This is a genomic window from Amycolatopsis sp. NPDC049252 (assembly GCF_043197175.1).
Lineage (GTDB): Bacteria > Actinomycetota > Actinomycetes > Mycobacteriales > Pseudonocardiaceae > Amycolatopsis.
In genome coordinates, this window is sequence record NZ_JBICSQ010000004.1 from 22,425 (window position 1) to 34,292 (window position 11,868).

Consider the following 11,868-nt stretch of genomic DNA (forward strand, 5'->3'; position numbering starts at 1 on the left):
GACGTGCACGCCGGATCACGTGAAGCTGCTCCGGGACTCTCGCTTTCTGGTCAGGTCTCGATACGCTGCGCACTTGACAAATCACATGCCGAAACACAGGGAGGGACGGCATGGGTGACGAATCACGTGCGCGAGGACTGGACAATACGGACAGATCGTTGATCGCTCTGCTCCAGCAGGACGGCCGGGCCTCGTTCACCGCTCTCGCCAAAGCGGTCGGCCTTTCGGAGGGTGCCGTCCGCCAGCGGGTGCAGCGGCTGCTGCGCGACGACCTGATGCAGATCGTCGCGGTGACCGATCCAGCCAACGTCGATCTGACGCGGCAGGCGATGGTCGGGATCAGCGTCGACGGCGCGGATCCCCGTGCGGTGGCGGAGAAGTTGTCCGAACTGCCGAACGTGCACTACGTCGTGCTCTGCGCCGGACGCTACGACCTGCTGGCCGAACTCGTCTGCCGGGACGACGACCACATGCTCGAAGTGCTGGGTGAGGAGATCCGGAAGATCCCGGGTGTCTCCGGCACCGAGTTGTTCGTGTACCTGAAGCTGGCCAAGCAGAACTACGCCTGGGGCCGGCTGACCGCGTAGCGGGCCGGGGTGACGGGCCGGGACCCCGCCCGCCACCCTGACCGGCTACAGGAAGCGGCGGTGGCCCGCGGAGACCGGCACCCCGGCTTCGGCGAGCCCGCTCAGCGCCGGCGGCAGCGTCTCCCGGTGGAGCACCCCGAGGCGCTGCGTGGCGCGCGTGAGCGCGACGTACAGCTCCGCGGCGCCGCGCGGGCCCTCGGCCAGGATCCGCTCGGGTTCCACGACGAGAACGGCGTCGAACTCCAGGCCCTTGGTCGCCGACGGCGGGATCGCGCCCGGCACGCCCGCCGGGCCGATCACGACGCTGGTGCCTGCACGGCCGGCTTCGTCGCGCTCGAATTCGTCGATGGCGGCCTGCAAGTCGCCGTCCGCAACCTGTCTGGACCACGGCCGGATCCCGCACGCCCGCACGGATTCCGGCACCCGCGCGTCCGGGGCGAACTCGGCGAGCAGCGCGCCGGCGACGGTCATGATCTCCGCCGGGGTCCGGTAGTTCACGGTCAGCTCGCGGTACTGCCAGCGGTCACGGACGTACGGCGCGAGCGCGGGCGCCCACGCCGTGGCCCCGGCCGCCGACCGCCGCTGCGCGAGGTCGCCGACGATCGTGAACGACCGGCTCGGGCACCGTCGCATCAGCACCCGCCAGTCCATTTCGGACAGTTCCTGGGCTTCGTCGACGACGACGTGCCCGTACGTCCAGTCGCGGTCCTCGACCGCGCGCTCGGCGAGGTCGCGGGTGTCGCGCTCGGCGAACCGGTCGGCCAGGTCCTCGGCGTAGAGCAGGTCGGTGGCGACCAGCTGGACGTCTTCGTCCAGTTCCTCGCGGTCCAGCTTCAGGAGGTCCATGACGCCGCCGGCGTACTCGGCGTCCTCCTCCGCCCGCTGTCTCGCGGCGGCGCGTTCGGCGGCGTCGTCCCGGCCGAGCAGGTCGGCCAGCTCGTCGAGCAGCGGCACGTCCGACACCGTCCAGGCCGCGCCGTCCACGCGGAACAACGACGGGTCGGCCCCGGCCGCCTCGAGCCGTCGCGGCGACATGTACAGCGGCGCCAGCAGCGTCTCGGGCGTCAGCGGCGGCCACAACGCGTCGAGCGCGGCCGTGAGCTCTTCGTGCTCCGACAGCTCTTCGCGGACGTCGGCGCGGAGGTTGGCCCACGCGCCCTGGTCCTCCCGGCTCAGCCAGCCCTCGCCGATCACCGCCACGGCCCGCTCGGCGAGGAGCCGGACGACGACCTCGCGGAACACCTGGCGGGCCTCGTTGTGCGGCAGCTCCGTCCGCCGCGCCTCGACCCTGGCCTCGTCGGCGACGTCTTCGTCGAGCGCCACCGTGACGTCGGCCGGCTCGATCGGCACCGGCTCGTCGGGCACCTTCTGCCGGTCGGCGACCGCCGCCGCGAGGACGGCGAGGATCTTCAGCGAGCCCTTGAGCTTCGCGACCTCCGGCCGGTCCTCGGCCGTGACGCGCAGGCCCGGCACGAGCCCGCCGGTCGTCGTGAAGACGACGTCCGACTCGCCGAGCGACGGCAGCAGGCGGCCGATGTGGTCCAGGAACACCGGGCTCGGCCCGACCACCAGCACACCGCTGCGCGACATCCGCTCACGCTGGGTGTAGAGCAGGTAGGCCACCCGGTGCAGCGCGACGGCGGTCTTGCCGGTGCCCGGCCCGCCCTCGACGACCAGCACCCCCGCGTGGCCGAGCCGGATGATCTCGTCCTGCTCGGCCTGGATGGTCGCGACGATGTCGCGCATGCCTTCGCCGCGCGGCGCGTTGACGGCCGCCAGCAGGGCCGCGTCACCGCGCTCGTGGTCGCCGGGCCGGCCGAACACCTCGTCGGTGAAGTCGACGACCCGGCGGCCCATCGTGTGGAACTGACGTCGCCGCCGCATGTTTTCCGGGGTCGCCGCGGTGGCGACGTAGAACGCGCGCGACGCGGGCGCCCGCCAATCCAGCAGAAGCGGTTCGTAGTCGTTTTCGTCGTCGAATATCCCGATCCGGCCGATGTAACTCCGTTCGCCGGAAAGGGCGTCCAGCCTGCCGAAGCAGAGCCCATTGTCGACGACGCCCAGCCGGGCCGTCTCGCGCGCCCGGACACGCACGTCGGCGTCCCGATCCACCAGAGCCATGCCGGTTTCCCCCAGTGCGGCGCGAAAGCGGCCCGCCGCCTGCTTGCGTTCACGGTCGAGACGCGCGTACAGCTCGGCCGTGTACGCGCGCTCGGACCGCAATTCCTCGTCGTACCCCTGATTTGACAAGTTCCCCTCACAGCGGTTAGACTGACGACACATTCGGCGAGTTCTCCCATTGTTTTCGGAGAGCACGTCGATTTTTTATTGTCCACCCGCTGTCAAGTGCGCCATCCGGTACTGTCTCCACGCATGAGCGGTCCACGGGTGTTCCGGTTGATCCAGCCCGTCGAGGACATCGAGACGGCGGTGGCGTTCTACGGCCGCGTCCTCGGCGACGCCGGTGAGCGGATCGCCCTCAACCGGCACTACTTCACCTGCGGCAGCGTGGTCCTCGCCTGCGTCGAGGCACCGCTCGAACGCCGGGAACCGCGGCCCGCCAAGGATCCGCGGATCGTCTACCTCGCGGTCGACGACGTCGAAGCGACGTTCGAGCAGGTACGGGCGGCCGGGCCGCGGTGGATCGACGACGGCATCGCCACACAGTTCTGGGGCGAACGCTCCTTCTACGCCGACGACCCGTTCGGCAACCCGCTCTGCTTCGTCCAGGAGGACACGCTCTACTTGGGCGGTCCCGTCGGCTGAGCGTCTTCCAGCGGGTCGCCGTCCAGCGGGTCGCCGTCCAACGGGTGCAGCCGGAACGGCATGACGAACCAGAGCACGCCGAAGATCAGCAACGTGAGCACCGCGACGACGATCATCGCGGGCTCGCCGTAGACGACCTTCGCGATGAGCGCGACGGTCGACGTGATCGCCAAGGCCAGGCAGACGAGCCCGACCAGCACGAACCGGTTGCCGACGGTCAGGATCCGTTCACGGCTGCCGGTGCGGAACAACAGCCGGTGCCACGCCGCGGGCGCGGTCAGCAAGGCCGTCGCCGCGACCGAGAGCATCACCGCGGTCAGGTGCAACGACTTCTCGAAACCGCTGGCGTTGTGGAACCGGTCGGTGAACACGACCGACAGCAGGAAGCCGAAGAGGATTTGCACGCCGGCCTGCGCCACCCGCAGCTCCTGCAGCAGTTCGCCGACGTTGCGCGTCAGCTGCTGGTTGCGGGTTTCACCGGTGTGTTCGGGCACGGGAAGACGATACGCGGCGCCGAGGGCATCCACCCTCCGAGAAACGCCACCCTCGTTCGTCCCGCCCGGTCCACAGTGGATCTCTGCCGCGCCGGCGCCCTGGACGTCTCCTGCTAGAACCCCCAGGTGCGCTCGGGCACCACGCGGATGCGGACGGAGTACGCGGCATCGAACGCCTCCGGCGTCGCGTAGCCGATGCCCTCGTAGCGGGAGCCGTACTTGTCGAGGTACCCGGGTGCTTCCGAGGCCTTGCCCTCCTCGATCCGCGCCCTGCCGTTGACGACGAGGACCGAGCCGCCGTCGTCGTCGCTGTTCAGGTTCAGCGTGACCTCGGGGTTGGCCTCGATGTGCCGCAGTTTCGCGGTGCCCGGCTGGCTGAACACGAGGATGTCGTCACCGTCGAGGACGAACCAGACCGGCCGTGGCGCGGGCCGCCCCTTCGGTGTCACGGTGGTCAGCCAGCCGATCGGTTCCCCGGCTCGGTCGGCGAGTTTCGGTGCCATGTCCGCGTTACCCCCTGTGGGTCGTCGTTGTGATCCACGTAACCACGAGGCACCGACAATTTCTTCCCGGTCAGCGTGAGGCGACGCGCCGCGCGTACCGCGACCCGGCCGCCAGCAGCACCAGCCCCGCGCCGAGGAACGCGCCGACCCGGGCCAGGCCGTCCAGGGCCGAAAGGTCGAACAGCACCAGCTTCAGCACCGCGGCGCCGACCAGCACCAGCCCGATCACGCGCAGCGCCACGAGGTCGATCCCGCGCAGCAGCAGGACGAGCGCGGCGACCGTCCAGGACACCGTGATCAGCGCGTGGCCGAGCAGGAAGCCGGTGCGGCCGGGGACCGCCAGCATCGACCCGCTCAGCACGACCCCGCCGGCGCCGTACAGCGCGGCGACCCCGGCCGGCAGCCACACGGGCAGGTCGTCCGCCGGTCCCTTGAAGACCGCCAGCCGCGCCGCCGCCCAGGGCAGCGCGAGCGCAACGGCGAGGATCAGCACGGACACCGCGAGCGCGCCGGCCAGTTCGGCGCCCGAGTGCGGCCGGGGGACGATCAGCAGCACGGGCGTGACGTCGAAGAACACGCCGATCAGGCCGCCGAGGGCGGCGAAGGCCAGCGCGGCGCCGAGCGCGAGCCGGGTGCGCCCGCCGAGCGCGGCCACGACCAGCAGCAGCGCCTCACCCAGCAGCACCCCGGCGCGGGCCGGGCCGTCGAACTGGGTGACCGTCGCCTGCAGGATCGCCAGCAGCCCGGCGATCCCGGCGAGCTGGCCGGTGAGCCCGGACCAGAAGCGGCGTGCGGCCCACACCGCGAGCAGGAGGACACCGGCCCCGGCCGCGACCGGCACGGCCGGGACCTTCGGCAGCACCAGCGCGGCGACCAACGTCGGCACCACCGCCGTCGCCAGCACGGACAGCGCGGCGGGGTCGTTCTCCCGGCGGCGCAAGACGATCAGCGCGAGCGCGACGCCGACGACGGAGGTGCCGGTGGCCGCGGCGGTGTTCGCCCAGCTGCCACCGGCGCCCTCGACGACGGTGGCGATCACGGACGCGAACAGCGGCGGGACGCCGGCGGCCAGCGTCAGCGAGGACCAGTCGCGGCGCAGCTGCACCGGCGTCGTCGCGAGCTGGACCATCAGCAGGAAGGTGACCAGTTCCGGAGTGAAGCCCCCGGTGATCATCGGCGCGCACACGACACACCCGACGACGACGGCCGACGCCAGCAGCGCCGACTCCCAGCGCACGGCCACGAGCAGCCCGCCGACGGTGACGGCCAGCCCGATCGCGAGCCCAGCGAGCACCGGCAGGTACTCGTACAGCGACGTCGCCGCGACGACGTCCAGGTAGAGCGTCGCGATGCCGGTGGCCGCCAGCGCGAACGCCCCGGTGCGACCGGCGGGCTTGCGGTGCAGCCACAGGCCGGTGCCGGTCAGCGCCAGCCCGAACGCGGCGCCGACGAGCACCCGCGGCAGCGGACCGAGCCAGCCCCGCTGCACGGCCAGGACCAGCAGCAGGACGACGCCCAGCAGCGTCACGCCACCGCCGACCCAGGCCAGCACGCGGCTGCCCGCACCCTCCTTGCCGAGCTTCTCGCCCAGCGTCTGACGCGGAACGGGCTGGTACGGCGGCTGCGGCGGGAAGTACTGCTGCTGGGGCTGGGGTTGGGGCTGCTGCCACTGGTACCGCGGCGGCCACGGCGGCGGCATCTGCGGGTGCTGGCCCTGCGGCTGAGGCGGCACGGCCTGCTGCGGCGCGGCGTGCGGCGGCTGCTGGGCCTGCGGCTGAGGCGGGATGGACTGGTGCGGCGGCGCCTGCTGCGCCGCGGTCTGCTGCGCCGCAACGGCTTGCTTCGGCGCCTCGGCTTGCTTCAGCGCTTCAGCCTGCTTCGGCCGCCCCTCGCCCTCGGCGGTCCGCAGTTCGGAACCCACCAGTGCGAGCCGACGCCCCAGGTCGTCGATCTCGCCGGCGAGCCGGAGGAGCACATTCGCTTCGGTGGTCATACCGGACAGGGTCACGCACCGGCGCCCACCTGCGGATCCGTAGCACTACTCAATCCGGGGTCACGTCCTGGTCGCGGCCACCACCTCGTCCATCGTCCCCATGATCGAGACGGTTTCGTCGAGCGGCATGTGCGGGCTCTCGAGCTCGCCGGCGGCCAGCCGCAGCGCCACCTCGTCGGCCTGGTGGCGCAGGCCGCGGCCCTCGTCGACGTACTCGAAGCGGCTTCGGTCGCCCTCGCGTGGGATGAGCGTGAACGACGCGGGCGCGTAGAACGGGCCTTCGATCTCGATCCGCGCGTCCGTGCCGACGATCGTCGCCGTCGTCGGGGAAACCGCGCGCAACGTGCAGCTCAGCACGGCCTGCGCGCCGCCGGCGTAGCCGAACAGCATCGACGTCTGCGCGTCGACGCCGGTGAACGCGGGCGCGGCCATGCTGACGACGCGTTCGGGCGTGCCGAGCACCATCGACGCGAACGAAACCGGGTAGATCCCCAGGTCCAGCAGGGCGCCGCCACCCAGCTCCGGGGCGAACAGGCGGAAGGCCGGGTCCTCGGCGAACCACTGCCCGTGGTCGGCGGTGACCGTGACGACGTCGCCGAGCTGCGGCAGCAGTTCCCGCACGTGCCGGATGTGCGGCAGGAAGCGCGTCCACATCGCCTCCATCAGGAAGAGCCCGCGCTCCCGCGCCAGCGCGACGAGGTCGCGCGCTTCCTCGGCGTTCATCGTGAACGGCTTTTCGACGAGCACGGCCTTCCCCGCCTCGAGCGCGAGCCGGGCGTTGCCGTGGTGCATCGGGTGCGGTGTCGCGACGTAGACGACATCGATGTCAGGGTCGTTGGCGAGCGCTTCGTAGCTGCTGTGCCGGGTTTCGACGCCGAACCGGTCGGCGAAGGCGTCCGCGCTCACGGCGGTCCGCGACCCGACCGCGGCGACGACACCGGAGTCGGTCAGCTTCAGGTCGTCCGCGAAGGCCGCGGCGATCCCGCCGGTGCCCATGATTCCCCAGCGCAGGGGTGTGGTCGTCATGCCACCGACTCTAGGCGCTCCGGCCACTTCGGCGAACGGCCGAGGAGCGCGACGACGCGGTCCAAACCGGACAGTTCCGCACCGGTCCGAAGGCCGCACGGCGTGCTGCGGACGCATGACGGAGCGACCGGATCTCGCGGCGATGGCGGACTGGAGCGCACACTGGTCGCGCTCGCCCAGGCGATCGGCGCGGCCAAGACGCGGATTATCGGCACGCGCCGATGCTCGCGGAGTAACCGCCGTCAGGGCTTGCGGGCGACGACCCCGGCGATGAGCCGCTGTGCGGAGTTGAGCGGCTTGAGGCTCGGGCCGTCCGGCCACCAGTTCGCGAGCAGCACGATCCCGGGGTCGACGATCTCCAGGCCGGGCAGCAGTTCCTCGATCTCCGGCTCGGTGCGCGCGGTGGCGCCGCCGAGGGAACCGCTCGCGACGGCCCGCTGGAAGGCGGTCACCGTGTCGTGGTCGCCGCCCTCGCCGGGGTCGAACAGGTGCGAGATGGCGACGTACGAACCCGAAGGCAGCGCGTCGACGTATTCGCGCATGATTTCGGCCGGGCGGTGCCGGTCACCCTTGTAGTGGTGCAGCGTGGCCACGAACAGCAGGGCGATCGGCCGCCGCCAGTCGAGGTGCTCCCGCACGAGGTCGTGGCCGAGGATCGTCTCGGGCGCGAAGATGTCGCCGTTGATGAACCGGGTCCGGTCGTTCTCCTCCAGCAGAGCGTGGCCGTGCGCGACGACGACGGGGTCGTTGTCGACGTAGACGACCTTGGACAGCTTCTCGACGCGCTGGACGACCTGGTGCACGTTCTCCGTCGTCGGCAGGCCCGACCCGCAGTCGAGGTACTGGTCAACGCCGGCGCGTTCGGCGAGGAAGCGGCAGACGCGGATCAGGTACCGGCGGTTCTCGAGGGCCAGGTCCGCGACCTCGGGCAGCACCCGCTGCAGCCGCACCAGCTCGTCCCGGTCGACCTGGTAGTGGTCCTTGCCGCCGAGCACGAAGTCGTACATCCGCGCGATGCTGGCCCGCCTCGGATCCACCCCGACCGGCGCGTTCGGACCGGCCGTGTCCCTGCGTCTCGCCTCCACCCCCCGAACACGTGGCGTCCGCGGGAACCGTTCACGGGGAGCCGACTCCGGCCCCTGGTCGACGTGATCGACACCACAGGTGACAATGGAGGACGTGACTGCCCTGCTGAGCAAGCCCGCCCTGAAGATCGGCCCGTACGAGGTCGATCCGCCGGTCGTGCTCGCGCCCATGGCCGGGATCACCAACGTCGCCTTCCGGCAGCTGTGCGCGGAGTACGGCGCCGGGATCTACGTCTGCGAAATGATCACCGCGCGGGCCGTCGTCGAACGGCACCCCGGGACCATGCACATGATGACCTTCGGCGCTGACGAAAAGCCCAGGTCGATGCAGCTTTACGGCGTCGACCCGAAGACCATGCGCGAGGCCGTGAAGATCATCGTCGGCGAGGGGCTCGCCGACCACATCGACTCCAACTTCGGCTGCCCGGTCGCGAAGGTGACGCGCAAGGGCGGCGGGGCGGCGCTGCCGTTCAAGCGGAGGCTGTTCGCCGACATCGTGCGCGAGTCCGCCGCCGCGGCCGCCGAGGCAGGCGTTCCGTTCACGGTCAAGTTCCGCGTCGGCATCGACGACGACCACCTGACCTACCTGGATGCCGGCCGCATCGCGGAGGCCGAGGGCGCCGCGGCCGTCAGCCTGCACGCGCGCACGGCGGCCCAGCGCTACTCGGGCCAGGCCGACTGGACGAAGATCGCGGCGCTGAAGGAGGCCGTCACCAGCATCCCGGTGCTGGGCAACGGCGACATCTTCTGCGCGGACGACGCCCTGCGCATGGTCGCGGAAACGGGCTGCGACGGCGTCGTCGTCGGCCGCGGCTGCCTGGGCCGGCCATGGCTGTTCGGCGAGCTGGAGGCGGCGTTCGCGGGCCGCCCGCTGCCGACCCCGCCGACCCTGGGCGAGGTCGCCGGCGTCCTGCGCCGCCACGCCGAGCTGCTCATCCAGCACGACGGCGAGACCAAGGCCCTGCGCGACCTGCGCAAGCACATGGCCTGGTACTTCATGAACTTCCCGGTCGGCTCCGAACTCCGCCGCGGCTTCGCGATGGTGTCCAGCCTGCCGGAGCTGGACGACCTCATCACCCGCCTGGACCACGACGCCCCGTTCCCGGAGAACGCGGACGGCCCGCGCGGACGTCAGGGATCGCCGGGCAAGGTGACCCTCCCGCACGGCTGGCTCAACGACCCGGACGACGACTGCGTCCCGGAGGCGGAAGACATGCACTCGGGCGGCTGAGTCGCGCACGGTCGCCGGCCTGACGCCCGACCGCCCAAGTCTTGACAAGAGTGACATAAGTTGGACACCATGGTGTCATGGAGACCCACTGAGCCCTGTCGTCGATCGACGACAGTCGCATCTCGCATGGTCGACATCCCGCGCGACAGGTCGGACAGACCTCGACGAAAGGGCACCTCATGGGTGCGATCGCGACATGGCTCCGCGAGGTTGCCTTCTCAGCCTGGGCGGTCTTGGCCCTTGCGCTCTTGCTGACCACTTGGCTGCTCGGCCTTGTCATCGTCCTTCGCGGGAGCGAGCCGAAAGATCGAGTAGCACTCCTCCGCGAATACTCGAAGTGCCGCCCCTGGACTTCATTGGGCAGGCCCCTCAGATCTCGGCAAAGAGTAACCAACCAGCCTTCCGAAAAACAGAACCACTCCCAAGAATGACCATGGACGCCATGCAGCCAGAGGTCAACGTCGATTTCAACGAAATCGTCCGCGAACTGAACGAACTTCGCCGAGGTCGAGGGATCTTCGCGACAGACATCGCACAACGAACCGGCCGACTTCTTCGGCAATTTTGTGAAATTCAGAGCACGGAGCCGGACCGGCAGGTCAGGGAAAAACTGATCCAAGCCATCACCAGCCTGACGACGACATTGCCGGACGACCTTCAGCTCGCCGCGCTGACCGCCCTCGGCCTGGAGGAGAACGCCCCAGAGGAGTCCCTTGAGCAGCGACTGAGCTGGCTGGCCGAGGCTCTCGGCCGAGAGCCTCGAACGGCCCGCAGGCGGGTCGACCTGGCCTTTAGAACAATGGCCGAAGAGATCGTCGCCAGAATGAACTCCCCATCGGCCGGATACACCGCCGAGCAATGGCACACCGAATCGGTACGGGGGATCTTCCGGCTCGACCTCGAGTCACCGACCCTCACCGAGACGCGCCAAATCGTCTCCATGACGGACGGCTTGGAGGAGATCCAACTCCCAGCGACCGCACCACGTCGGACACCGAGCCAGAAAGACCACGTCCACGCTGAATTCATTTACGGTGGAAGAATCCTCGGCCGCAAGCAGGTATCACCGAGCCACATGGTCTTATCCGTCGAACTTGCAAAACCACTCCAACTTGGGGAGCGTTACGAGTACTGCATCCAGTACACGATGCTTTCACCGGAACTGATGCATCCGTACTACTTTCTGACCCCGCTCCGAAGGACAAATTTTTTCAGCGCTCGCGTCAAATTCGCGCCGGACCGACTACCCGGCAACCTATGGGCGGTTACCGGAGTTCCCCCGCGAGCGGCAGAAGAGATCAACTCCGAAGACGTTCCGGTGACGATCGATCGCATCGGCGAGGCGGCTGTTGATTTCCACGCTCTGAAGCAAGGGCTGACCTACGGGCTGCGCTGGTCGGAGTGATGTCGCCGCAGCCTCCGGGCCCGTGACATCTGTCAGCCCGAAGTCGTGGCGGACAGCATCTCTGCCGCACCCCCTACCGCGACAAGCTCTTCCCATGACGAACGACAACGCTCCCGCCGCGCTCCTCAGGACCCTCGCCATCGAGATCGCCGTGCCGACCGGGGTCTACTACGGCCTCCACTCGCTCGGCGTGAGCGTCTTCCTCTCCCTCGCCCTCAGCGGCGTCGTCCCGCTGGCCAGGACCCTCTTCCAGTTCGCCAAGAACCGCACCATCAACGGGCTCGCGCTGGTCGTGCTGGTGACCAACGTCGTCGGCATGCTGCTGACCTTCGTCGCCGGGGACGCGCGGATGATGATCGCCAAGGACTCCATCGGGAGTGGCTTCACCGGGCTCGTCATCCTGATCTCCGCGTTCACCGCGCAGCCGATCATGACCAAGGCCCTGCGCCCGTTCCTCACCCACGGCAAGGCCGACCACGAAGCCGCCTGGGAGCGGCTCAGTGGCGGGCGCCGATTCGACAGCGTCCTGCGCCGCGCGAGTTTCATCTGGGGGATCGGCTTTGTGCTCGAAAGCGCCGCTCGCGTCGTCGGGGCGTTCACGCTGCCCGTCGAAACGATGGTCTGGCTGAGCACCGTCCTCTTCATCGGCTCGTTCGCCGTGATCATGGTCGTCGCCGGGGCCGCGTCGAAGACGGCCGGTGAGATGGTCGCGAACGAGGCCGCCAAGGACACCCGGGAGCTCGTCACCGCTTGACCTGCGGAAACCCGGGGTGTACAG

The 11,868-nt window shown here is 69.9% G+C and carries 11 protein-coding genes; 5 read left to right on the forward strand and 6 right to left on the reverse strand.

The genetic code is table 11. From position 1 onward, the window contains the following. Positions 1 to 110: 110 nt before the first annotated feature. Complete coding sequence (locus tag ACGFMK_RS07755; protein ID WP_323324640.1) at positions 111 to 587, forward strand: Lrp/AsnC family transcriptional regulator; 477 nt, start codon at positions 111 to 113, stop codon at positions 585 to 587. Positions 588 to 632: 45 nt separating this feature from the next. On the opposite strand, the gene helR is transcribed toward ACGFMK_RS07755, so the two are convergent. Beyond that, positions 633 to 2,837 carry an RNA polymerase recycling motor ATPase HelR gene (gene helR, locus ACGFMK_RS07760; protein WP_392759434.1) on the reverse strand — a complete coding sequence of 735 codons (2,205 nt, stop codon included), beginning with the start codon at positions 2,835 to 2,837 and terminating at the stop codon, positions 633 to 635. 123 nt (positions 2,838 to 2,960) lie between these two features. Between helR and ACGFMK_RS07765 the strand changes: the two genes are divergently transcribed. Beyond that, a complete protein-coding gene (locus ACGFMK_RS07765) occupies positions 2,961 to 3,353 on the forward strand; it encodes a VOC family protein (RefSeq protein WP_392759435.1) in 393 nt (130 codons plus the stop codon). Here ACGFMK_RS07765 and ACGFMK_RS07770 read toward each other — a convergent pair. From ACGFMK_RS07770 to ACGFMK_RS07790, 5 genes are all read right to left on the reverse strand, one after another. After that, complete coding sequence (locus ACGFMK_RS07770; protein ID WP_392759436.1) at positions 3,329 to 3,847, reverse strand: DUF6328 family protein; 519 nt, start codon at positions 3,845 to 3,847, stop codon at positions 3,329 to 3,331. The two genes, ACGFMK_RS07765 and ACGFMK_RS07770, sit on opposite strands and share 25 nt — an antisense overlap. Before the next feature lie 113 nt (positions 3,848 to 3,960). Beyond that, complete coding sequence (locus ACGFMK_RS07775; RefSeq protein WP_392759438.1) at positions 3,961 to 4,350, reverse strand: TIGR03667 family PPOX class F420-dependent oxidoreductase; 390 nt, start codon at positions 4,348 to 4,350, stop codon at positions 3,961 to 3,963. Positions 4,351 to 4,420: 70 nt separating this feature from the next. Continuing rightward, positions 4,421 to 6,343: a DUF2339 domain-containing protein gene (locus ACGFMK_RS07780; protein WP_392759440.1), complete on the reverse strand. Its 1,923-nt coding sequence runs from the start codon at positions 6,341 to 6,343 to the stop codon at positions 4,421 to 4,423. A 60-nt stretch (positions 6,344 to 6,403) separates the two neighbouring features. Then, positions 6,404 to 7,369 carry a Gfo/Idh/MocA family protein gene (locus ACGFMK_RS07785; RefSeq protein WP_392759442.1) on the reverse strand — a complete coding sequence of 322 codons (966 nt, stop codon included), beginning with the start codon at positions 7,367 to 7,369 and terminating at the stop codon, positions 6,404 to 6,406. Between the two features lie 242 nt (positions 7,370 to 7,611). After that, complete coding sequence (locus tag ACGFMK_RS07790) at positions 7,612 to 8,454, reverse strand: SAM-dependent methyltransferase (protein WP_392759444.1); 843 nt, start codon at positions 8,452 to 8,454, stop codon at positions 7,612 to 7,614. A gap of 85 nt (positions 8,455 to 8,539) precedes the next feature. On the opposite strand from ACGFMK_RS07790, the gene dusB reads away from it, so the two are divergent. The 3 genes from dusB to ACGFMK_RS07805 all read left to right on the forward strand — a co-directional run bounded on the left by dusB (position 8,540) and on the right by ACGFMK_RS07805 (position 11,844). Then, positions 8,540 to 9,685, forward strand: a complete 1,146-nt coding sequence (dusB, locus tag ACGFMK_RS07795) for a tRNA dihydrouridine synthase DusB (RefSeq protein ID WP_392759445.1) — start codon at positions 8,540 to 8,542, stop codon at positions 9,683 to 9,685. 433 nt (positions 9,686 to 10,118) lie between these two features. Then, positions 10,119 to 11,090 carry a hypothetical protein gene (locus ACGFMK_RS07800; protein ID WP_392759447.1) on the forward strand — a complete coding sequence of 324 codons (972 nt, stop codon included), beginning with the start codon at positions 10,119 to 10,121 and terminating at the stop codon, positions 11,088 to 11,090. A gap of 94 nt (positions 11,091 to 11,184) precedes the next feature. Continuing rightward, positions 11,185 to 11,844 (forward strand): VC0807 family protein, encoded by a 660-nt coding sequence (locus ACGFMK_RS07805; protein ID WP_392759448.1) that lies wholly within the window; start codon positions 11,185 to 11,187, stop codon positions 11,842 to 11,844. Positions 11,845 to 11,868: the final 24 nt, after the last annotated feature.